The sequence below is a fragment of the Pseudomonas sp. FW305-70 genome (genome assembly GCF_058783925.1).
Genome location: NZ_JBYSYZ010000009.1, coordinates 1 through 23,206, shown reverse-complemented (window position 1 = coordinate 23,206; position 23,206 = coordinate 1). Strand labels below are relative to the sequence as shown.

The window sequence follows — 23,206 nt, the reverse complement described above, 5'->3', positions numbered from 1 at the left end:
TTTTGCCTGGCTAAACGCGGCGCTTCTGACTCCATCGCGAGCAAGCTCGCTCCTACATGACTGAACAGCATCAGGTTGTCGGGCTTGATGTCAGCAATTCGGGATTACTTGATTGCATATTGCCACTATTCGATCTTTTCGCCCCACATCAATCAATGAAACCCGTCACGCAAATCCCCTTGCCGCGCCAAAAACCGCCCTTCCCTGCGTCCGTTGGCCTGGCCATCGAGGTAACTCAACACACCGTTGACCCACACCCCTTCAATGCCCACCGCCGCCCGCTGCGGATCGTTGAAATCGGCGACATCACGGATGGTCGCCGGATCGAACAACACCAGGTCCGCCCAATGGCCTTCGCGTATTTCACCGCGTGCCTTCAAACCGAAGCGTGCCGCCGACAGCCCGGTCATTTTGTGCACGGCGGTGTGCAGCGGGAACAGTCCTACGTCACGGCTGAAATGTCCGAGCACCCTGGGGAATGCGCCCCACAGGCGTGGGTGTGGGAACGGGTCTTCCGGCAAGCCGTCGGAGCCGACCATCGACAGCGGATGCGCGAGGATCCGGCGCACATCCGCCTCATCCATGCCGTAGTACACCGCACCGGCCGGCTGCAGTTGGCGGGCGGCATCGAGCAACGACAGGTTCCATTCGGCGGCGATCTCCATCAGGTCGCGGCCGCCCATCTCCGGATGCGGCGTCGACCAGGTGATGGTGATGCGGTGGGCATCGGTCACCTGCTTGAGGTCCAGGGTCGATGAACTCGCGGCGTAGGGATAACAGTCGCAGCCCACCGGGTGGCTCTTCGCCGCCTGTTCGAGGGACGCCAGCAACTGTGGACTGCGCCCCCAGTTACCGGCACCGGCACATTTGAGGTGGGAAATGATCACCGGGCTTTGCGCATGGCGGCCGATCCGGAACGCCTCGTCCATGGCCTCCAGCACCGGTTCGAATTCACTGCGCAAATGGGTCGTGTAGACCGCGCCGAACGCGGTCAACTCTTCAGTCAGTTGCATCACTTCATCGGTCGATGCGCAGAAGGCGCTGGCATAGGCAAGGCCGGTGGACAGGCCCAGCGCACCAGCCTCAAGGCTTTCGCGCAGCTGCTCGCGCATCGCGGTGATTTCTTCGGTTGTGGCAGTGCGAAACAGATCGTCGAGGTGGTTGCTGCGCAATGCGGTATGACCCACCAAAGCGGCGACGTTCAGCGTGGTATTCGCCGCTTCGACCGCCGCCCGATAGTCGCGGAAGGTCGGATAAACGAACGCAGCGGCCGTGCCGAGCAGGTTCATCGGATCCGGCGGATCACCGCGCAAACTCACCGGTGAAGCACTGATCCCACAGTTGCCGACGATCACCGTGGTCACGCCCTGGCTGAGCTTGGGCAGCATCTGCGGCTGACGAATGACCACGGTGTCGTCATGGGTGTGCACGTCGATGAAACCCGGCGCCAGCACATGGCCCTGTGCGTCGATTTCTTCGGTGGCACGGGCACCGCGCAAGTCGCCGATACGCTTGATGCGACCGTTCAGTATCGCCACGTCAGCGGGGTAACCGGGGCTGTTGCTGCCGTCGATGATCAGGGCATTGCGAATCAGCGTGTCGTACTGCATGTCAGTCTCCCTGCGGCAGGTGATCATCACCGACCGATCTTTCCCCGCTCAGCGTGGGAAAGATCGAATGGCTGATTTCAGTCATGCTGCATCCGGGCGCGCTTGAGCAGCTTTTTGCAGCGCTCGGACAAGTGCAGCACTCGCAAGTGTTTTCCAGCCTTGGCGTAGCGCTCGCGCAAGGTGCCCAGCGCGGCGATGGCCGAGTAGTCGACAAAGCTCAGGTGCTGGCAATCCAGGGTCACTTGCGCCGGGTCATTGGCCGGATCGAACTGATTGAGAAAGGGTGTGGTCGAGGCGAAGAACAGCGTGCCATGCACCCGATACAGCTTGCTGCCGTCGTTCTCCAGATGACTGTCGGCATACAGCTGACGGGCCTGCTGCCAGGCAAAGTTCAGCGCCGCAATGATGATGCCGCAGAGCACCGCGGTGGCCAGGTCGGTGAACACAGTAATGACTGTCACCGCGATGATCACCAGCACGTCGTTGAGCGGCACCTTGTTCAGCACCCGCAACGAGGCCCAGGCAAAAGTCTGTTGCGACACCACGAACATCACCCCGACCAGCGCGGCCAATGGAATACGCTCGATCAGCGGCGACAGAAACAGGATGAACAGCAGGATCGACACCCCGGCCACCCCCCCGGACAAGCGACCGCGGCCGCCGGAACTGAGGTTGATCACGGTCTGGCCGATCATGGCGCAACCGCCCATGCCGCCGAATGCACCGGACACCACATTCGCCGCTCCCAGCGCCACGCACTCGCGATCCGGGTAGCCACGGCTCTCGGTGATTTCGTCGGTGAGGTTGAGGGTCAGCAGGGTTTCCAGCAACCCGACCAGCGCCATCAGGATCGCGTAGGGCGCGATGATGCGCAGGGTGTCCAGATTCCACGCAATGTCCGGCAGCGCCAGCGTCGGCAGGCCACCGGCAATGTGCGCCATGTCGCCCAGGGTGCGGGTTGGCAAGCCAAGCAGATACACCGCCAGGCCCACGCCGAGAATCGCCACCAGCGCCGGCGGTACGGTGCGGGTCAGGCGCGGCAGTACGTAGACAACGGCCATGGTCACCGCGACCAGGCCAAGCATCATGTACAGCGGCGTGCCGCTCAGCCAGGCCTCACCGTCCTTGAAGTGCTCCAGTTGCGCCAGGGCAATGATGATCGCCAGGCCGTTGACGAAACCGAGCATCACCGGGTGCGGCACCATGCGCACCAGTTTGCCGAGCTTGAGCAGCCCGAACGCCATCATGATCAGCCCGCCCAGCAACACCGTGGCCAGCAAGTACTGCACGCCGTGTTGCACCACCAGCGCGACGATCACCACGGCCATCGAGCCGGCCGCGCCGGACACCATGCCCGGTCGCCCGCCGAAGAGCGCGGTCAGGGTGCAGATGATGAACGCGCCATAGAGCCCCATCAGCGGATTGAGGTGGGCCACCAGGGCGAAAGCGATGCACTCGGGCAACAGGGCGAAGGACGTGGTAAGCCCGGCCAGGACATCGGCGCGTAGACGTTTTGCTTTCATGGGGGGGACCGCACACAGGGAGAGACGAAAAAGAGTGTACGGATGTTACGGAATCGAGGACGGCCCGACCAGTTAATGGGCTGCTGAAAAAGCTTCGCGAGCAAGCCCGCTCCCACATTCGATCGCATTCCTTCCGACGGAGCGCGATCAATTGTGGGAGCGGGCTTGCTCGCGAAGAACGATGACGCGGTCTAAAGCAAACTCAAACCATCTCGTCGCGAATCCACTCAACCACCGAAGTGCGCTTGGGCACCCACCCCAACAGTTCCCGCGCATGCTTGCCGCGAACCCGACTGTTGGAACCCAGACCATAGTTGGCCATTTCGTAGCCCCACTCGGCTTCGGCATCCTTAAGCGGCCAGTCCTGCGGCTCGCCCAGGTTCAGTACCCGAGCCATCGCTTTGGTCATGTCGATGAACGACGCTTCACCGCTTTCAACGAAGTAGAACGTGCCGGGTACATTGTTAGTCAGCGCCAGCAGGTATAGCGCAACCACGTCCTCGATGTGCACGTTGGACCAGATGTTGCGGCCCGTGCCGACGTGGCGCACCACACCGCTTTTGCGCGCCTGTTTGAGCAGGCGTGGCAGCTGAACGCTGTCGCGATGGACACCCAGGCTGTGGCCGTAGATCAAGGTGTTGCAGATCACTGCCGAGTTCACCCCCTCCATGGCCGCCGCCAGGATCAGGCGATCGATGGCCACGCGCGCCGCCTTGTCGACAGTCGGTTCCGGCAAATGGTCTTCGAAGTAGATGACATCACTGGATTGACCGCCCGAGGCATCCCCGACAATGCTCGAACCGCTGGTGTGCAGGAACACTTTGCCAGAGCCGCGCAAGGCATCGAGCAAGGCTTCCACCGCGCCACGATGATCGCTGCTGGCCGCGTTGATCACTGCATCGGCTGCAAGCGCCTGATCGGTCAACAGGTCGCGGTCGTCCAGACTGCCCACCACCGGAGAAATGCCCAAAGCACGCAGCTCATCGGCCTGTTCGGCGCTGCGCACCAGACCGGTGACAGCGTGGCCGGCCTGGACCAGGCCCGTGGCGATGGAGCCGCCAATAAATCCGGCAGCGCCGGTGACGAATACGTTCATGGAGAAACTCCCTGCGTGGGTAAGTGATGCAGGGAGTATCAAGGAGCGATGACTGCTGAAAAATGCCCTCTGACCCAATTCAATTTTGCGCAGGGATCACGAATCAGCCTTTGAAATCCGCGCTCGCATAATCCGCCAACTTGCCCTGGATAAAGTCCAGGAAGCATTGAATCCGCAAGGCCAGTTGCGAGTTGCGGTAGTACACCGCATTGATCGGCTGGCGATAGCCGCTATTGAATTCGGCCAGCAACACTTTCAAGCGTCCGGCACGAATGTCCTCGATGGTCATGAAGTGCGACAGGCTGGCGATGCCCTGGCCGTCCAGTGCCAGATGGCGGATGGTCTCGCCGCTGGAGGCGCTGATCGATGCCTGGATCGGCCAGCGATCGCCATGCACATAACGCAGCGGCCACTGGTTGAGGCCTTCGTTCTGGGTGAACCCCAGCAGCGTATGGTTGGTCAGGTCAGCCACGGCTTGCGGTGTGCCGTGCTTTTCCAGGTAGGCCGGGCTGGCGACGATGTGCAGCGGGCTGCAACCCAGGGAGCGGGCATGCAGTGTCGAGTCGGTCAGGGTGCCAATGCGAATGGCGATGTCGGTGCTCTGTTCCAGCAGGTCGATGATCAAGTCGTTGCTGTTGAGTTCGAGCTGGATGTCGGGGTAAAGCCTGCGGAATTCATCGATGTAGGGCACGATGGCGTGCAGCATGAAGGGTGATGCCGCGTTGATCCGCAGGCGCCCGGACGGTGTTTGCTGGCGTGAAGACAGGCGCTCTTCGAGCTCGTCCATCTGATCGAGAATGCGCTTGGCATGCTCGAAGAAATACTTGCCCTCCTCGGTCAGGTCCATGCGTCGCGTGGTGCGATTGATCAAGGTGGTGTCGAGCTTGGCCTCCAGGCGCGACAGCGTGCGGCTGACCGCCGAAGGCGTTTGCCCGACCTGCTCGGCCGCCGCAGAAATCGACCCGCATTCAATCACGCAGACGAATATCTGCAATTCATCGGATCTGGCTTTCACGTGTGTCCCTTATCGATAGTCCTGCGCCGTTCTTCTGGGCACATATAAACCATTGTGGCGAGGGGGCTTGCCCCCGTTCGGCGGCGGAGCCGTCGTAAAGTCGGCAAACCCGCAGTACCTGCATAACCACATGCGCCGGTTTTGGGTCCGCTTCGCGCACCAACGGGAGCAAGCTCCCTCGCCACAAAAGCCCCCTCGCCACAGGAACGGTGCCGGACTCAAATAATCGATAGTAGCCCGAAACAGTTACGCCGACAGGCCAAACACCTCAATCAAATGCTGCTCATAACGCGCCACGTCGCCCTCGATGTTCGGGCGCTTCATCACGTCCACACAGAGGAACGTCGGCAAACCGGTCATGCCCAGGAACTCGTTGGCCTTGTGGAACGGGAAGTAAACCGCGTCCACACCTTTGGCTTCGAAGAAATCGGTCGGGTCATCGAAGGCTTGCTGCGGCGCGTTCCAGGTCAGCGACAACATGTATTGCTTGCCGTGAATCAGGCCGCCGCTGCCGTACTTCTGCGACGCGTCCGAACGGGTGCGACCGTCGCTGGCATAGAGGCTGCCATGACCTTCGGTGAAGACTTCATCAATGTACTTCTTCACGGTCCACGGCGCGCCCATCCACCAGCCGGGCATCTGGTAAATGATCACGTCGGCCCAGAGAAACTTGGCCACTTCTTCGGCGACGTCGTAGCCCTCGTCGATGAAGGTGGTTTTGATATCCACACCACCGCGATCCAGCACGCTCAACGCGGCTTCATGCAGGGTGGTGTTGTAGCGGCCGTCGGAGTGCGCAAACTGTTTGCCGCCGTTGAGCAACAGGACTTTTTTCATGGAAGGTCTCGGGAAGGGTCGGGAATTCGATAGCGGCAGAGTACCGGTCGGCCTCGCGCGGAATAAGCGTCGATTTGGCAAAATTCATTTGACCCACAAGCACGAATCCACAGTCGATTGTTGCCTTAGACTGGCGCCCATTCTGACCTGAGGAGAGATGTAGATGAGTGAAATCCAGGGCTTCATCCTGCACGCCAAGACCCGTCCGGAAAAATCCGACGCCTTCGAAGCGTTTTTCAGCGGCTACGTGCAAGCAAGCCGCGCCGAACCCGGTTGCATCGAATACCACATGCTGCGCGATAAACAGGACCCGACCCTGTTCATCTTCTACGAGATCTGGCAGTCCCAGGCCCATCTGGACGTGCACTCGAACCTGCCGCACATGAAGCAATTCCTCGAGCAGCGCGATGAATATCTGGAACGGGACTTCGACATCCGCGCCATCGACATGATCAGCCCGTCGTCCGCTAGCCGCTGATCAGCAAATGGCCGCCAAGCCCCCCCAGGCCAACGAAAAACACGCGCTTGAACCACAGGGCGCTGATCCGCTGGCGCAGCGACTGTCCCAGCCACATGCCGAGCATGGCCGGGATCAGCGCCAGCAGCGACGCGCTCAACTCGCCCCCACCGAGCGCGCCGCGCCATAACAAGCCACCGGCCAGGGCCAGGGTCGAGACGGTGAACGACAGGCCCAGCGCCTGCACCAGTTCGTCCCGGCTCAAACCCAGCGCTTGCAGATAGGGCACCGCCGGAATCACAAACACGCCGGTGGCCGAAGTGATGACGCCGGTCAGCAGGCCACACAGTGGACCGAGGAGGTTTTCGCTGCGCCGCCCCACACGCAAGGTCGGCAGGCACAATCCGCTCAGCGCATACAGCAACAACGCAGCGCCCAACCCTCGCACCACCCAATGGCCACCGCTCATGCCGATCCACAGCGTGCCTGCCCCGGTGCCGATGAAAATCGCCAGCAACATCAGCCACAGTCGTTTGATCAATCCGGACAAATGCCCGCCGAATGCCAGTTGCCAGACGTTGGTGAGCGTTGCCGGAATGATCAATAGCGCGGCTGCCTGCGACGGCGCCATAGCCAGACCCAGCAGTCCCATGGCAACCGTTGGCAGGCCGAGGCCGATCACGCCCTTGATCATACCGGCCAGCACAAAGGTACCGATCACCAACAGTGACAGGGCTAATCCGAGATTCTGGTAAAACGCCGAGAGTGTGTTCATGGGGCTATGGTGGGCCCGCGGGGGTTGATTGAAAATCTGCCATATACTGAGGCTGCCTCTTGCTATGACAGAGGCTGAGAATTTCGCTGAAGCGACTGGCCCCTTCGCGGGCAAGCCCGCTCCCACAGGTGACGCTATCCACTGTGGGAGCGGGCTTGCTCGCGAAGGGGCCAGTCCAGACAGCAAATAAACCGGGGATGACAATGCACTTCGACCTGACCGACCTGCGCCTGTACCTGAACATCCTCGACACCGGCAACATCACCGCCGGCGCCGCACGCAGTCATCTGTCACTCGCGGCGGCCAGCGCACGAATTCGCGCCATGGAGGCATCACTGGGCGTCGAGTTTCTTCAGCGCAACCGTCGCGGGGTCAGCCCGACGCCGGCCGGCGATGCTCTGGCCCGGCATGCCCGGGTTCTGCTGCAACAGGCCGAACGCCTGCAACAGGAACTGGCCGAATACGCCAAGGGCGTCAAAGGCCAGGTACGACTGCTGTGCAATACCACGGCGATCACCGAATACCTGCCGGAGCTGCTCGCGGACTTCCTGCACAGCCACCCCAACCTCGACATCGACCTGCAGGAACTGCCCAGCGCCCGCATCACCCACGCCTTGCGCCAGGGCGCGGCGGACCTGGGCATCGTTTCCGATGCGGTGGACACCGATGACTTGCAGACCCGAGCGTTCCGCGATGATCCGCTGGTGCTGATCATGCCCCGCGAACATCCCCTGGCACAGGCAACCTCGGTGAGCTTCACCGATACGCTGCATCACGACTACGTCGGCCTGAATGCCAACAGCGCGCTGGCGGTGTATCTCGAAGAACAGGCACTGCACGCCGGCCTGCGCATGCAGATTCGCATCCGCGCCGATGGCTTCGATGGCGTGATGCGCATGGTCGCCCGTGGCGCGGGCCTGGCGATTGTGCCGCTGGCTGCGGTCGAGCGCGGGTCAGGCGGACTGTCCTTCAAGAGCCTCGCCCTGCAGGAACCCTGGGGCCAACGCAAATTGCTGCTCTGTGCACGGGACTTCGCCGCACTGCCCGGTTATGCCAAGGCCCTGCTGCACGCCTTGACTCTCCCCTGAGGGGCAGACTTTATCCTTGAGGTTTGATCTTCAAGGACAGCGATGATGGGTAAACGAATACTGGTGATCCTCGGGCATCCGTCCAGCAACAGCTTCTGCGCCGCCCTTGCCGAGCGTTACACACTGTCGGCCGTGCGCGCCGGGCATGAGGTGCGTCAGTTGTTTCTCGGCACCCTGGATTTTGACCCGGTGCTGCGCGAAGGTTATCAGCAGGTTCAGCCACTGGAGGCCGACTTGCGTAACGCCCAGGCCGACATCCTGTGGGCCGAACAGCTGACGCTGGTTTATCCAATCTGGTGGGGCGGCGTACCGGCCTTGCTCAAGGGCTTTTTCGACCGGGTGTTCTTGCCGGGTTTTGCCTTCAAGTATCGCCAGGGCAAAGCCTTCCCCGACAAACTCCTGCGCGGCCGAACCGCCCACCTGCTGGTGACCATGGACACGCCGCCCTGGTACTACCGCTGGATCTACCGCATGCCCGGCTTGCATCAGGTCCGTAAAACCACACTGGAATTCTGTGGCATCAAGCCAACCCGAACCCTCACCTTCGGGCCCATTCTCGGCGCCAGCGCAGACCGGCATGCGGCCTGGTTACGCCAGGCCGAAGCTATCGCCAGCGCTTGAGTCGGTCGATAATGCGCCGAGCTTTATCCTCGGAGAAAAGGACCTTCCCATGTACATCGGCCAAGCCGCGCAACGTTCTGGAACCACTGTCAAAAGCATCCGTCACTACGAGTCGATTGGCCTGCTGCCTGCCGCCCGACGTCAGGGCAAATACCGCATCTATGACCAGCACAGTGTCGATCTGCTGATGTTCATCAAATGTGCGCAGCAGCTGGGTTTCAGACTCAAGGAATTACAGTCAGCCTTCGCCGGACATCAGGGCCCGCCGTTGCCATGGGAACGGGCCCATCAGGTCATCGCCAGCAAAAAACGGGAAATCGCCGAACGGATAGCGGCGCTGTCGCAACAGCACGCGCAATTGGTCGAGTTCGAAAGCAGCCTCGAGCAATCCAGGCTCGACTGCACGTTGACCCGTCTTTGAGGGCTGTGCGTTTCTGGACAGCTCAGTGTCGAGCACAGACAACTGACACACGGACAGGCGCTATAGGGTGCGACTTCAGTTCCTGAGCCCACTGCCCGGAGTCATCATGACCGCACCGATTACCGTTCTTCGCGACACCCACCCGCTGCCCGTGCTCGACGCCTGCAAATGGGAAAAGCTCGAAGGCGACCCGCACACCGTCAACCTCAACGCCTACACCAGTGAAGACGGCAGCAAGATCATGGGCACCTGGATCTGCACGCCCGGCAAGTGGTACGTGGAATACGTGAAGTGGGAGTACTGCCACTTCCAGGAAGGCTACTGCGTCATCACCCCCGAAGGCATGGCGCCGATCCACCTGCGCGCGGGTGACATTTTTGTCATCGAGCCCGGGATGAAAGGCACCTGGGAAGTGGTGGAAACCGTGCGCAAGTATTTCGTGTTTGCCTGATACAAAAAAACCGGAAGATCACCCGACGTGATCTCCCGGTAAATATCTTTGGGTACATGCAATTTTTGTAGGAGCGAGCTTGCTCGCGAAAAACCCGAGAACAACGCGGGGTGTCAGCCTCCCCGCATTATCGTTAACGACCATCGCGAGCAAGCTCGCTCCTACAAGGGTTTGCGATAGCTATTGATGATCGCCGAGAAGTCGTTGCCACCTTCCCCACGCAAACTCATCGCCTGATACAGCTGCTGTGCCACCGCGCCAAGCACCACCGGCTGGTGCGCCTGACGCGCCGCTTCAGTGGCCAGCCCCAGATCCTTGAGCATCAGTTCGGCCCCGAAACCGCCGGTGTAACCGCGCGATGCAGGTGCTGTTTCGACGATACCCGGCCACGGGTTGTACATCTCCGAACTCCAGCAACGCCCGGTGGAGCTGTTGATGATGCCCGCGAGCACCTTGGTGTCGATGCCCAGTGCATCACCCAGGGCCATGGCTTCGCTGACGCCGACCATGGAAATCCCCAGCAGCAGGTTGTTGCAGATTTTAGCGATTTGCCCGGTGCCGACCTCACCACAATGGACGATGTTGCGGCCCATCTGCGCCAGTACCGGCTGCAGGGTGGCGAACAGTTCAGGCGTGGCGCCGACCATGAAGGTCAGGGTCCCGGCGGCGGCACCACCGGTACCGCCAGAGACCGGCGCATCAGCCATGGTCACGCCCTGTTTGGCAGCGGCGGCGGCCACGTCCCGCGCGGTCTGCGGATCGATGGTGCTGCAATCGACGGCCGGTACGCCTTTACCGATACCGGCGAGCACGCCGTCTTCACCCAGCCACACACTGCGCACATGCACCGCCGCAGGCAGCATAGTGATCACCAGTTCGGCGCCCTCCGCCGCTTCACGGGCCGATGCACTGATACTGCCGCCCAGCTGTTCCAGCTCCGCCAGCACAGCCTTGTTCAGGTCTACCAGGCGCAGCGCATGGCCGGCCTTGATCAGGTTGCGCGCCATCGGCGCACCCATGTTGCCCAGGCCGATAAAAGCGATTTTCATGTCCGGCTCCTTATCGCAGGTTGATCGTGGTGTTCACACCGTCGTTGACGCTATTGTCATCGAACCAGCGACTGGTGACGGTCTTGGTCTGAGTGTAGAACTGCACCACTTGCTTGCCGTACGGACCGAGGTCGCCGAGCTTGGAGCCGCGCGAACCGGTGAAGCTGAAGAACGGGACCGGCACCGGAATCGGGATGTTGATACCGACCTGGCCGACATCGATCTCGCTCTGGAATTTACGTGCCGCCGCACCGCTCTGGGTGAACAGGCCCGTGCCGTTGCCGAACGGGTTGGCGTTGACCAGGGCGATGGCCTCGTCGAGGGTGGCGACTTCCAGCACCACCAGCACCGGGCCGAAGATTTCCTGGGTGTAGATCTGCATGTCGGGGGTCACGCCGGAAAACAGGGTCGGGCCGACAAAGTTGCCCTTCTCGTAACCTGGAACCGAGATCTCGCGACCGTCCAGTTCAAGTTTGGCGCCTTCCTTGATGCCGCTTTCGATCAGGTCGAGAATCCGCGCCTTGGCTTTTTTCGAAATCACCGGACCGACATCGGTGCCCGGCTCGCTGCCGGCATTGACCTTGAGTTTTTGCGCCAGCGCCTTGAGGTCCGGCAGCCATTGCTTGGCCGCCCCCACCAGCACCACCACCGAAGTGGCCATGCAACGTTGACCGGCAGCACCGAAGCCGGCACCCACCAGCGCATTCAGCGCTTGTTCGCGATTGGCGTCCGGCAGCACCACGGCGTGGTTCTTGGCGCCCATCATCGATTGCACGCGCTTGCCGTGCTTACCGGCCAGGTCATAGACATGAGTACCGACGGCGGTCGAGCCGACAAAGGAAACCGCCTTGATGTCCTTGTGGGTGCAGAGCCCGTCCACCACATCCTTGCCGCCATGCACGACGTTGAGTACGCCGGCCGGAATGCCCGCCTCGATCGCCAGTTCCACCAGCAGCATGGTCGACATCGGGTCCTGTTCCGACGGCTTGAGCACGAAGGTGTTGCCGCAGGCGATGGCCATCGGGAACATCCACAACGGGATCATCGCCGGGAAGTTGAACGGGGTAATGCCCGCGCACACGCCGATCGGCTGGCGCAGGGTGTAGGTGTCGACGCCACCGGCGACGTTTTCAGCGAATTCGCCCATTTGCAGGCTGCCGATGGAGCAGGCGTGCTCGACCACTTCCAGGCCACGGAAAATATCGCCTTCGGCGTCGGCAATGGTCTTGCCCTGCTCGGCGCTCAGGACCGCGGCGATGCGCTTGGAGTGCTCGCGAATCAGCGCCTGGAGCTTGAGCATGATGCGCATCCGCGCGCCGATGGGCGTCAGCTTCCAGGTCTGGAACGCACGATGAGCGGCGCTGATGGCGGCATCGACTTCTTCGGCGGTGGCAAACGGCACTTTGGCCAGCACTTGCTGGGTCGCCGGGTTGATGATGTCGTGCCATTCGGTGGACTTGGACTCGACCCACTCGCCGTCGATCAACAGTTTGACCTTTTGCACGGTGGTTTCGTTAGGCGTGAGCGATACGTTCATGTGGGTCTCCGGATCCTTGTTGTTATCTTGGGAGCCAGGGCGAAAGGGTCGCCCTGAGATGAGCTGTTTGTCGCGAATTGGTTCTCGGACTGTTTTTGGAGTATAGATGTGCAAACTTCTGATAAGAACGCACATAAAAACCGGTCCAACATGCAAAAAAACATCACCTCCCTCGGTTCGCTGAACTGGGATGACCTCAAGTTTTTCCTTGAAGTCTCCCGCACCCGCAAGGCCAGCACCGCGGCCAAGCGCCTGGCGGTGGACTACACCACGGTGTCGCGGCGCATCAGTTCGCTGGAAACGGCGCTGGGCACCTTGCTGTTCGAGAAGTCCCGGACCAACGGCTTTGTCCTGACTGCCGAAGGCCAGCGGTTGATGGGGTATGCCGAATCGATCGAAAGCACCTTGCACATGGCGTGCGAGCAGGTTTCCGGGTCCGGCGTGGCGCTGTCCGGTCATGTGCGCATGGGCTGCACCGAAGGCTTCGGCAGCTTTTTCATCACGCCGCAGTTGAGCCACTTCGTCGACACCTACCCGGCGATCTCGGTGGACATCCTGCCGCTGCCGCACTTCATCAGCCTGTCCAAGCGCGAGGCCGACATCGTCATCGCCCTGGAACGTCCGGAGCATGGCCCGTACGTCTGCTGCAAACTGTGCGACTACCGGTTGCAGCTGTACGCGACCCAGGATTATCTCGATAACCACCCGGCCATCCACCGCCCGACAGACCTGGCGAAACATTCGTTTATCAGTTACGTCGACGACCTGGCGTTCAGCTCGGAGCTGTTGTACCTGGCCAATGTACTGCCAGGCGCCAGCGCCAACCTGCGCAGCACCAGTGTGATCGCGCAGTTCGTGGCGGCGCAGCAAGGGCGCTCACTGGCGATCCTGCCGTGCTTCCTCGCCACTCAAGACCCGCGCCTGCTGCCGGTGTTGCCGCAGGAAATCAACATCACCCGACAGTTCTGGATGTACTGCCGCGAAGACCTGCGCAAGCTCAAGCGGATCACCCTGTTGTGGGATTACATCCGCCAGGTGACCGAGCAGAATCACGGCCTGCTGATGGGCGAAAGCCGGGAGATGTTGTTTGCCGATTAGTCGGAGTTGACCACGATTGCGCCCCAGCGATTCCTGGTGCGGCCACGAACTACGCGGCCTCAGACAATTTCCTACAACCTGTCACTGACCTTTCAGCCTGCGGGCCCGCTGTCTTCCTTCAGCTCCAGCATCAGCCCGCTCAAGCGCTTGACCCGGCGTTTCACCGCCTCTTCAAACACGCCCGCGCGCGATTCGATCAGGGTGAACCAATCCTTGGCCCGGGTAATCCCGGTGTAGATCAATTCCTTGGTGAGGACCGGATTCAAGGCGTCAGGAAGAATCAACGCGGTGTGCGCGAACTCCGAGCCCTGGGATTTATGCACAGTCATGGCGTACACGGTTTCGACATCATTCAGACGGCTTGGCAGGACAAATCGCACACCGCCCTGGCCGTCATTGCGTGGGAACGCCACACGCAAAACCTGTTTTCCGTGGCCCTCCTGCTCCGGGAGCTTGAGAGCGATACCAATATCGCCGTTCATCAAACCCAGCCCGTAATCGTTGCGGGTCATCAGCACGGGGCGACCTTCGTACCACTGCTGGTCGCTTTCGATCAGGCGTGCCCTGAGCAACGCCTCCGTCACTCGCTGGTTCAGGCCCTCCACACCCCACGGCCCCTTGCGCACGGCACATAACAGCTGGAACGCGTCGAAGGCTTGCAACACCTCCCGGGCCCAGTCGGTCCAGCTCGAATCGTCCAGCGGGCTGTCGAGTGGCGGCCGCTGTTTGCGCAGTAGGGTCAGGTAATGCCGATAACCCTGCGGCCCCTCACCATGGCCTTCGAGCAGCAAACGCTCCAGGGTCCGGTCTTGCTCGCCCTTGAGGGACAAGCCATACACATCGTCATGGCTTCGCGCAGACAACAACTTGCGGGCTTCTTCCGGTTGCTGCTGGTTGACCCAACGAGCGAGCTGACCAATACCACTGCCCTCACCGAATCGCCGGGAATGGCGCAACATCACCACCTGTTGGGCCAGTGGATGAGCGCCCTGGGTATCCTCCTGCAATCCGCCGGCCTGCAGGCTTTCGCCACTGACGGCTTCCAGCCACTGGCGTGTCTGCGGGCTGTACCAGCCAGCCTCCGCGTCGCGACACAGATCCCCCAGTACCGCACCGGCTTCTACCGAAGCCAGCTGGTCCTTGTCCCCCAACAGCACGAGGCGCGCATGGGCCGGCAAAGCGTCGAGCAGATTGGCCATCATTTCCAGGTCGATCATCGAGGCCTCGTCCACCACCAGCACATCCAGCGGCAGGCGATTGCCCGCGTGGTGCCGGAAATGACGTGTCCCGGGGCGGCTACCCAGTAGACGGTGAACGGTGGTGACGTCGGACGGGATCTTCTCGCGTATGGCTTCGCTGACTTTCAAGGTCCGGACTTGCTGGCTGATGGACTCTGTCAGACGCGCCGCGGCCTTGCCGGTCGGTGCGGCGAGGCGAATGCGCAAAGGCATGCCGGCCTCGACCGCCGGCGCCTGGAGCAACGCCAGCAAGCGCACGACGGTGGTGGTCTTGCCGGTTCCCGGCCCCCCCGTCACGATGCTGAAGGCGCTGCGGGTCGCCAGGGCGCAGGCCAGCTTCTGCCAGTCGATCACTTCACCCGGCCGGGCAGGCCCAAACAAACCGGTGAGGCGCTGCAGCAGGTCGTTCGGCGTGGACTCGTGCTCCGCCAGGCGCTCGCGTAGCGAAAGGTCGATCCGCCGCTCGTAGGCCCAATAGCGGCGCAGGTACAAGCGTTTGCCCGATAACACCAAAGGTCGGTCACGCACGTTGTCACGGCTGTCAGCGGCCAGGGCGACCAGGTTGCTGGCGGCCAGCACCTTGCACCAATGAGCACCGTCCAGCGATCCGAGCAATTGCGACGGCAACAGCATGGCGCCGCCTTGAACGTCACCTTCGGGTGGTAATGACAGGGCGAAGTCCGGTTCTTTCAGCGTTTCGAACAGGTCGAGGCAGACATGCCCGTGGCCCAATTGGTGGCTGGTCAACGCGGCTGCCAGCAAGACCAACGGATCATCCTCCGGGGCCAGCTCATGCAGAAACGCCACAAAGGCTTTGTCCAGCGCGCGCAGCCAGCCACGTTCGACCCAACGCGTGAGCAGCAACAGCAAATCGTCGGCACGACTCAGCGGCGCCAGATCGGTCAGGCTTTCGGCTGCCAGCGATGTCGGCAGCAAATCGGTGAAGGTGCGACTCATAACAGTACTCCCTGCTCCCAGGCGGGCTCGGCCTTGGGCTCTGGCTTGCCCTGGAACAGCCTGTCCAGACGCTCGATGAGTTCTCTTGGTGGACGGGTGAAAAACACACCCTGGCTGGCCGCACGCGTACCCCGCAGGAACAGGTACAACGCACCGCCGACGTGCCTGTCGTAGTCGTAATCGGCGAGTCGCGCCTTGAGCTGGCGATGCAGGGCCAACAGGTACAACACATATTGCAGGTCATAGCGGTTGTCGAGAATCGACTGCTCCATGGCCGGCACGGTGTAGGCCGCATCATCGGCGCCAAGCCAGTTGGATTTGTAGTCGGCAACGTAATAGCGGCCGTCGTGTTCGAACGTCAGGTCGATGAAGCCCTTGAACATGCCGTTGAGCAGCACCGGTTCGGCGGCCACCCGGGCCACGCCGTCATGGGTGTACTGGCACACCAGCGCATCGAGCTTGAGTACATCGACCTTATGGCTGGCGAACCAGAATTCCATCTCGACCTGATATTGCGTCAACTGCCCGAATATCACCGGCGCCTGATCGGCCCCCAGTTGCAACGGCGACTTGAGCAGATGCTGCAGCCAGTCGCTCAGCGTGGTGATCCAGCCCTCCCAGCCTCGGCGATTGCAGCGACGGGCAATGGCGTCGATCACCTCCTGGGGTGCCGCAGCAAACCCCTCGCCCCCCGCCCATTCGAGCAGACCATGGAGGAAGGTGCCGGGGTTCGGCCCGCGCGGGAAGCGATGGATATCGCCGCCACTGGCCACCACTTCCCTGGGAGCCTGCGGGTCGAGACGTTCGTCATCGAACAGTTTTTGCGCCTGTGGACTCTCCGGCGCCTCGTCCGTGCCGACACTCAGGGTGTCGCCAATGCGCAATGCGCTGTAAGAGGCGATCCACCAGTTTTCACTGGCCTTGCGTTTCGGGATCAGCGGAGCCAGCAGCGCCGCGTCGTTTTGCGGTGGCAGGTAATGCTCTGTTGTCGCGTCAGGCATCTGGGCATAGGCCAGCGCCGGGCAGTCCTGTTGCAGGTCGCGCAACCACTGCTGCAACGCCGGGGAGTCGGCCAATGGTGCACCGCCACCCAACAGATAACCCAAGGCCGACAGATGCAGCACCGAACCATTGTTGTTACCGCGCTTGAGGTCAGCCACCCCCAGCCAGCAGGCGTGCTGCGCCCGGGTCAGGGCGACATAGAGCAAGCGTAGATCCTCGGCCAGACGCTCATCGTCGGCCAGGGCAATCAATTCTGGCGTCGGCTTCAACGTGACCTGGGCATTGCCTGATTCATCGTGGTAGTGCAACGGCAGGCGGCTGCCATCCACCGGTTTCGCCGAACAGATGAACGGCAGGAACACCAAGGGGTATTCAAGGCCTTTGGACTTGTGGATGGTCACGACCTTGACCAGTTGCTCATCACTTTCCAGCCGCAGGATCTGCTCCTCGCCAGCCTGCCCGGACAACGCGAGATGCTCGGACAGATGCCGGATCTGCGCTTGTTCGCCGTCGAGCTCGGCGGCTGCCTGTTGCAGCAGTTCGGACAGGTGCAGGAGGTTCGTCAAAATCCGCTCGCCGTCACTGCGGGCGATCAACGCCTGGGGCAGGCGGAAGTCGTGCAGCAATCGGCGCAGCATCGGCAGTACACCCTGCTTGCGCCAGACTTCGCGATAGCCACGGAACTGCATGACCCGGGACTCCCAGGCCAATTCGTCCTGATTCAAGCGCTCCAGCTCGGTCAACGAAAGGTTCAAGGTGATGCTGGCCAACGCAGCCCGCAGCGGGCGCTCGACATCCGGCTCGGCGCAGGCCTTGAGCCAGGTCAGCACGTCATGCGCCTCCTGGGCGGCGAACACCGAGTCCTTGTCCGACAGGTAGACACTGCGCACGCCCCGTGCAGTCAATTCGCCACGCACCGCCTGCGCTTCCTTGCCATCGCGCACCAGGATGGCGATGTCCGCCGGCAGCAGGCCCCTGAAGGCTTTGCCGTCCTGGGTGAATCCCGCTTGCCCCTGCTGCCCGCCATTGAGCAATGCCGTGATTTCACTGGCGCAGGCCGCCGCCAGATGTTGCCGGTACACCGCGCCGGACAACGGTTGTTCGGCCGGCAAGTGCCAGATGTTCAAGGCCGGGACAGGCTGATTATTGATATGCAGGACTTCTTTGCGACCCTGGGAGGCCACCGGCATGAACGGAACCGGGTTATTGCCATTCGGTTCCCGAAAGAGGAATGCGCCCCGTCCCGACTCCCGGGCTTCGGCACGCTCGAACACATGGTTCACCGCGTTGACCATGCCATGGCTTGAGCGGAAGTTGGTGCCCAGGGTGTGCAGGCGGCCGGTGGTGGCCTGGCGGGCGCGCAGGTAGGTATGGATGTCGGCCCCGCGAAAAGCGTAGATCGCCTGTTTCGGGTCGCCAATCAGGAACAGGCCGCACTCGGGGCTGTTCTCTTCAATGCGGTAGATGCTCTCGAAGATCCGGTATTGCACCGGGTCGGTGTCCTGGAACTCATCGATCAGGGCGACCGGAAACTGTTCACGTATCAGGGTGGCCAGCCGCTCGCCGCCATCGGACTGCAAGGCGGCATCAAGGCGCAGCAACATGTCATCGAAGCCCATTTCCGCACGACGGCGTTTCTCTTCTTCGAATCGTGCCCCGACCCAGCGGGCGGCATGTTGCAGCACGGCAGCATCGGGCGTTGGCAACCCGTCGAGACAGGCCTTGAGACCGGCCATCGCATCGAGCCCCGGATGTCGAGGTGCATCGCTCTTCCAGGCTTCGGCCATGCCATCCGGGGTCAGGCGCGTGAAACCGGTGCCGATATCCAGTTGCTCGAGGGATTCGTCTTCGGCCCAGGCTTTGATTTTTTCGAACCATGGTTCGAAATAGCGTGCCTGCATCTTGCGTCCGTCGACGCTCTTGCTCGCGACGCCCTGGTGGCAGATGGCAAGCAACTCGTCCGACCACTGCGGCCAGGGCTTTTTCAGTTCGATCAGGGCAGCCCGTCGCTCTTGCAAGCATTGCGAAATCATCTCGGCGGGCTCTTTGCCTTGAAGCGTATCGCGCTCACTGGCAAACAGCGCACGAATCCGCGGCAGCAGCGCCGCCGGACCGCCCCAATTGCTGCGCACCCAATTCAGCGCATCACCTTGCATCGGGTAGCAGAACAGCCGCCAGTAATCGCGCAGGACCTCCCCCAGCAAATCGCTGTGGTCGGTTTCCAGGGTCTGGGTAAACAGGCTGCCGCTGTCGAAGGCGTGCTCGCGCAACATGCGCTGGCACCAACTGTGGATAGTCGACACTGCTGCCTCGTCCATCCATTGGGCGGCGATATCCAGGCGGTTTGCGCACCCGGGCCATTGCTCGGGCAAGTACTGATCACGCAGCTCGGCAATCAGGCTGTCGGGGGCAGGCGTTTCATCGCGGAAAAAGCGTGCGGCCTCGGCGAGTCGCGTGCGAATGCGTTCGCGCAACTCTTTAGTGGCGGCGTCGGTAAAGGTCACGACGAGGATTTGCGGCGGCAAGAGCTCACGTCCGAAGCCACTGTGCTCTCCACCATTGCCAAGTACCAGGCGCAGGTACAACGCGGAAATGGTGAAGGTCTTGCCGGTCCCGGCGCTGGCTTCGATCAGTTGACTGCCACGCAGCGGGAAGGCCAGGGCCAGGGGTGTCTTTGTACTCATCAACGCGACTCCTCGCTGGACAGTGAACGCCAGGGTGCTTCAAGCAGCGGGCGATAGAGCGCATCACACCAGTCGGGGAAGGTTTCATCGGCGGTCAGGGCGTCGTAATCGGCGAATTGGCGTGCAAGTGCCGGACTTTCGCGCCGCTCTCCGTCCGTCGTCAGCCCGTCGCCTTCATAGGCCTTGCGCGCAGAGGCCGTGGCTTTGTCCGGGGCGGTTTGCCCCAGCCACGCGAAGGCGGTCTTGACCGCGATCGGCAGAGGCTGGCGCATGCCCGACTGCCAGGCCATCAACAGGTCACCGAGAATTTTCCGTGCCGTGGACTCGTCCATCGGTGCGAGCAACAGGCTGTCGTCGCTGGCCACCAGTGCAGTGGTCAACGCCATGCCACTGGCACAGGCCACCAGATGCGTGAGCCACGGGCGCGTGAGTCGATGCCATTTGCGCGATTTGATCGAGCCGATACTGTTGGGGATCGTCGTGACAGACAGCAAACCGCCATCAGCGCGTTGATGCAGACCGCTGAGCCAGCCCTCGATGTGCAGGCCTTGCAGTTCAAGATTGACGGGCAACGCACTGCTGAGCGGTGTCGGCCACAAAGCCAGGAGCTGTTGGTGGCGTTGCAGCAAGTCGGGCAATGGTTCGATCAATTCACGTTGCAGGCACTCACCGAAACCGGCCATGGGCAGCAGCCCGCTGTTTTGCAGGCGTTTGGCCTGATCCTCCAGTGCCTGTCCGGTATTTCCCGGATCTGCCAGCGCCGCTTCGAGCAAGCGATCGCTGAGGCTGTAACGCTGCAGTGCATCCAGGACAAAAGGCTCCTCATCGGCCAACGGCACTTCAGCCGCCTCGAAGAAGACTTTCAGTCGCTGGCTGAAAAAGTGCCGTACCGGATTGCGCAGGAAATCCTGCAACTGACCGAGGCTGAGGGGTTCGTCCTGAACGTGAGCCTCAAGCACTTCGGCGCTCGCCTGTTGCTCTGCCGCTTGATGGAGGACCTGCCATTCGGTGGCGTAGCTGAACGACTCATCCCCTTCGAGAAAGTAGCGGGCGCTGAAAGGCTGCAAGGGGTGTTCCCGGGTCATGGCTTCAAGCAGATCCTCGCCACTTTGTGCCAATCGCCAACCACTGGCCAGGTGGTCACGCAACTGGCCGATCAATACCGACGCCGGCCTCTCGCTGTTGTCGCGGATGCTGCGGCCCACCCAACTGATGTAGAGCTGATCACGCGCCGACAGCAAGGCTTCCAGTAGCAGGTAACGGTCATCTTCACGTCGGGAGCGATCGCCTGGCCGGTAATCACTGCCCATCAGATCGAAATCCAGCGGCGGTTGCGCGCGCGGATAATCGCCGTCATTCATGCCCAGCAGGCAGACCAGCTTGAACGGGATAGCGCGCATGGGCATCAAGGTGCAGAAGTTCACCGCACCGGCCAGAAAGCGTTGGGACAAACGGCCCTGGTCCAGGCCTGCAAGCCAGGCTTCACGGACGACCGTCAGCGGCAACTCGTCCTGCAAGCCGACGGACTCGCAGGTCTCGAGCCAGGTCTCGCGCAGCTCTTCTAGCTGGGCCAGCAAGTAGTCATCGTGTTCGTTGCTGGCGAGGAAGAACAACTGCACCAACGCCTGCAAGCGCAAGCCCCATTGGCGCGGCGGTGCCGGCTGAGAGAGTTCGTGGTGCGCCACTTCCAGCGCGTCCAGCAGCGCAACCAGCGGACCAATGAGCGCAGCGTCCAGACCACCGATCTCGTCGTAGGGCTCGATACCCTCATAGGCATCGGCGCTGCCAACGGCATAACCGAGCAACATCCGTCGCAAGCCGAAACGCCAGCTGTTTTGCTCCAGTTCATTGGGCAGGCCGAGTCCGGCACGTTGCTCGGCATTCATGCCCCAGCGAATGCCGGCACCTTCGATCCAGCGGTGCAGGGTCGGCAGGTCACGCTCCTCGACACCAAAGCGGGCGCGCAGTGCCGGGACGTCCAGCAGATCGAGAATCTCACTGACGGGGAATCGGCTGTCAGGCAGCTTGAGCAGGTGCTCGACCGCAATCAACAGTGGATCGCGACCACGCTGGCCCTGGTCAGCCAGCGTAAACGGAATGAAGCGCGGGTCCTGACGGTCGAGCTGGCCAAACACGGCACGAATGTGCGGGGCGTAGCTGTCGATGTCCGGGACCATGACGATGATGTCCCGGGGGCGCAATGCCGGATCGGCACTGAAGCGCGCGAGCAGTTGATCGTGGAGAATCTCGACTTCTCGCTGGGCGCTGTGGGCAATGTGAAAACGGATCGATTCGTCCGTCTGCAGATCGATGGCCGGCCAGCGCTCCCGAGTCTCGTTGAGGGGACGCAACTCGAGGATGTCATCCTGCAACTGGTTGAGCACATTCAGCGGCTGACCGTCACTGAACAGGTCGATGCGCCCGTCACGAAATGCGGAGCGATAGCTGTTGGGATCGTCGTAACTGTCGAGCAGGTTGATATAGTCCCGCCCCTGTTTACCCCAGGCAGCCAGCAGCGGGTGAGCATGCTGGTGCAGGGTTTGCGGATCGATCACTACCGGCATGCCGCTCTTGCGGGCCTGACGCTTGTATTGATGACGCAACAGGTCTTTATCGGCGACGATGTCCGCCCAATGGTGACGACACGGGTTGTGTACGCACAGCAGGACCTGACTGAATCGTGCCAGCCCCGCCAGTGCTTCCAGGGCTTGAGCAGGCAGCGAAGAAATCCCGAAAACGATCACTCGCGAGGGCAATCCCTGGGGAGCTTTTTCGAGGTTGTTGATGCGCTCGACGAATCGCTGATGGACCCCGGCACGGCTTTGCGCCATGCCTTGCTCTCCGACATCCAGCAAGAGTGCACGCCATAACTCTGCCTGCCAGCAATTGGCCGGCGTCAGGGCTTTGGCCTCGCCCCTGGCGCTTCTTGTCTGATGTCGACCTTCTGCCCAGTCTTCAAGCCAGTCAGCCCGATAGACCTGGTACTGGTCGAACAGGTCCGCCAGACGCTCAGCCAATTGATAGCGTTTGCGCAGATCGGTGTCATGGGTCAGGAAGCGCTGCAGCGGCTCGAAGTGTGGCTGGTTGATCAACTGCGGCAGCAGGCGCATCAATCGCCAGGTCAGCGGAGCTTTATCGAGCAGGGACTTGGCCGGAATTTCATCGCGCCCAAGGACCATGCGATAGAGCTGCCACATGAAACTGCCGGGCAACTGCACGTCGATAGCGGCGGCGATTCCGCAGCCACCCATGTCGTCTTCTTCGGCATCTTCTGCCAGTGCCAGCTTCAGCCATTGGGCAATGCCGTTGCTTTGCACCAGCGCGATTTCATTCTCCAGGGGAGCCAGCGGGTAGCGCCGCATCCAGCTGACCACCAGGCTGCGCAACTCGTCGAGGCGATTACCGTGAACCACCATAAAACCAGCACTGAGGGACGTGGCGTCCGGCATAAGGCTTCCTTGGAAAACACAAATTCGAGGGACGACTTTAGCATTTGTAGGAGCGAGCTCGCTCGCGAAGGTCGTCAACGATGACGCGGGTTGCCTGGGGTAACGCGGTGCGCTGAAGTTCTTCGTCGGAACGCCGCCCGGAGCAGGCTCGCTCCTACAGGGAACAGCGTTTGAGGTGTATGGAGGCGCAAAAACAAAACCCCTACCTGCATACGCAGATAGGGGTTTCGGAATTTAATCTTGACGATGACCTACTCTCACATGGGGAAACCCCACACTACCATCGGCGATGCATCGT

17 protein-coding genes are annotated in these 23,206 nt (G+C 61.6%); 6 read left to right on the top strand and 11 right to left on the bottom strand.

Annotated features, from left to right (window positions below; translation table 11 throughout):
- Positions 1–152: 152 nt before the first annotated feature.
- From AC3WN7_RS09315 to mdaB, 5 genes are all read right to left on the bottom strand, one after another.
- Positions 153–1,610, bottom strand: a complete 1,458-nt coding sequence (locus tag AC3WN7_RS09315) for an N-acyl-D-amino-acid deacylase family protein (RefSeq protein ID WP_102674155.1) — start codon at positions 1,608–1,610, stop codon at positions 153–155.
- Between the two features lie 77 nt (positions 1,611–1,687).
- Positions 1,688–3,133, bottom strand: coding sequence for a SulP family inorganic anion transporter (locus AC3WN7_RS09310; protein WP_102674156.1), 1,446 nt, complete (start codon positions 3,131–3,133; stop codon positions 1,688–1,690).
- A 202-nt stretch (positions 3,134–3,335) separates the two neighbouring features.
- Positions 3,336–4,229, bottom strand: a complete 894-nt coding sequence (locus AC3WN7_RS09305) for an NAD-dependent epimerase/dehydratase family protein (RefSeq protein WP_095965976.1) — start codon at positions 4,227–4,229, stop codon at positions 3,336–3,338.
- A 103-nt stretch (positions 4,230–4,332) separates the two neighbouring features.
- Complete coding sequence (locus tag AC3WN7_RS09300; RefSeq protein ID WP_095965977.1) at positions 4,333–5,244, bottom strand: LysR family transcriptional regulator; 912 nt, start codon at positions 5,242–5,244, stop codon at positions 4,333–4,335.
- A gap of 246 nt (positions 5,245–5,490) precedes the next feature.
- Positions 5,491–6,081, bottom strand: coding sequence for an NADPH:quinone oxidoreductase MdaB (gene mdaB, locus AC3WN7_RS09295; RefSeq protein ID WP_095965978.1), 591 nt, complete (start codon positions 6,079–6,081; stop codon positions 5,491–5,493).
- Positions 6,082–6,244: 163 nt separating this feature from the next.
- Here mdaB and AC3WN7_RS09290 point away from each other — a divergent pair, with 163 nt between their 5' ends.
- The gene (locus tag AC3WN7_RS09290; protein ID WP_015093360.1) at positions 6,245–6,559 is read left to right on the top strand and encodes a putative quinol monooxygenase; all 315 of its coding nucleotides are present in this window, start codon (positions 6,245–6,247) and stop codon (positions 6,557–6,559) included.
- Here the strand turns inward: AC3WN7_RS09290 and AC3WN7_RS09285 are convergent.
- Positions 6,549–7,313 (bottom strand): sulfite exporter TauE/SafE family protein, encoded by a 765-nt coding sequence (locus tag AC3WN7_RS09285; RefSeq protein ID WP_102674157.1) that lies wholly within the window; start codon positions 7,311–7,313, stop codon positions 6,549–6,551. The two genes, AC3WN7_RS09290 and AC3WN7_RS09285, sit on opposite strands and share 11 nt — an antisense overlap.
- Positions 7,314–7,516: 203 nt before the next feature.
- Here AC3WN7_RS09285 and AC3WN7_RS09280 point away from each other — a divergent pair, with 203 nt between their 5' ends.
- The 4 genes from AC3WN7_RS09280 (at position 7,517) to AC3WN7_RS09265 (ending at position 9,894) form a co-directional block, all read left to right on the top strand.
- Positions 7,517–8,401, top strand: a complete 885-nt coding sequence (locus tag AC3WN7_RS09280) for a LysR family transcriptional regulator (protein ID WP_102674158.1) — start codon at positions 7,517–7,519, stop codon at positions 8,399–8,401.
- Between the two features lie 42 nt (positions 8,402–8,443).
- Positions 8,444–9,022, top strand: coding sequence for an NAD(P)H-dependent oxidoreductase (locus AC3WN7_RS09275; RefSeq protein ID WP_102674159.1), 579 nt, complete (start codon positions 8,444–8,446; stop codon positions 9,020–9,022).
- A gap of 49 nt (positions 9,023–9,071) precedes the next feature.
- Positions 9,072–9,443 (top strand): MerR family transcriptional regulator, encoded by a 372-nt coding sequence (locus AC3WN7_RS09270; protein WP_102674160.1) that lies wholly within the window; start codon positions 9,072–9,074, stop codon positions 9,441–9,443.
- 106 nt (positions 9,444–9,549) lie between these two features.
- Positions 9,550–9,894, top strand: a complete 345-nt coding sequence (locus AC3WN7_RS09265) for a cupin domain-containing protein (protein ID WP_007988984.1) — start codon at positions 9,550–9,552, stop codon at positions 9,892–9,894.
- A 161-nt stretch (positions 9,895–10,055) separates the two neighbouring features.
- Here AC3WN7_RS09265 and mmsB read toward each other — a convergent pair whose 3' ends face one another.
- Positions 10,056–10,943: a 3-hydroxyisobutyrate dehydrogenase gene (mmsB, locus tag AC3WN7_RS09260; RefSeq protein WP_095965984.1), complete on the bottom strand. Its 888-nt coding sequence runs from the start codon at positions 10,941–10,943 to the stop codon at positions 10,056–10,058.
- 10 nt (positions 10,944–10,953) lie between these two features.
- Positions 10,954–12,480 (bottom strand): CoA-acylating methylmalonate-semialdehyde dehydrogenase, encoded by a 1,527-nt coding sequence (locus AC3WN7_RS09255; protein WP_102674161.1) that lies wholly within the window; start codon positions 12,478–12,480, stop codon positions 10,954–10,956.
- Positions 12,481–12,630: 150 nt separating this feature from the next.
- On the opposite strand from AC3WN7_RS09255, the gene AC3WN7_RS09250 reads away from it, so the two are divergent.
- On the top strand, positions 12,631–13,578 hold the full coding sequence (locus AC3WN7_RS09250; RefSeq protein WP_102674162.1) for a LysR family transcriptional regulator: 948 nt from the start codon (positions 12,631–12,633) through the stop codon (positions 13,576–13,578).
- 92 nt (positions 13,579–13,670) lie between these two features.
- Here AC3WN7_RS09250 and recD read toward each other — a convergent pair whose 3' ends face one another.
- From recD to recC, 3 genes are read right to left on the bottom strand one after another with little or no spacing between them, the layout of a single operon-like run.
- Positions 13,671–15,773 carry an exodeoxyribonuclease V subunit alpha gene (gene recD / locus AC3WN7_RS09245; RefSeq protein ID WP_102674163.1) on the bottom strand — a complete coding sequence of 701 codons (2,103 nt, stop codon included), beginning with the start codon at positions 15,771–15,773 and terminating at the stop codon, positions 13,671–13,673.
- Complete coding sequence (gene recB, locus AC3WN7_RS09240) at positions 15,770–19,459, bottom strand: exodeoxyribonuclease V subunit beta (protein ID WP_102674164.1); 3,690 nt, start codon at positions 19,457–19,459, stop codon at positions 15,770–15,772. Before recB ends, recD begins: the two co-directional genes overlap by 4 nt.
- The gene (gene recC, locus AC3WN7_RS09235; protein ID WP_102674165.1) at positions 19,459–22,908 is read right to left on the bottom strand and encodes an exodeoxyribonuclease V subunit gamma; all 3,450 of its coding nucleotides are present in this window, start codon (positions 22,906–22,908) and stop codon (positions 19,459–19,461) included. The genes recB and recC overlap by 1 nt, the downstream gene beginning before the upstream one ends.
- Positions 22,909–23,206: the final 298 nt, after the last annotated feature.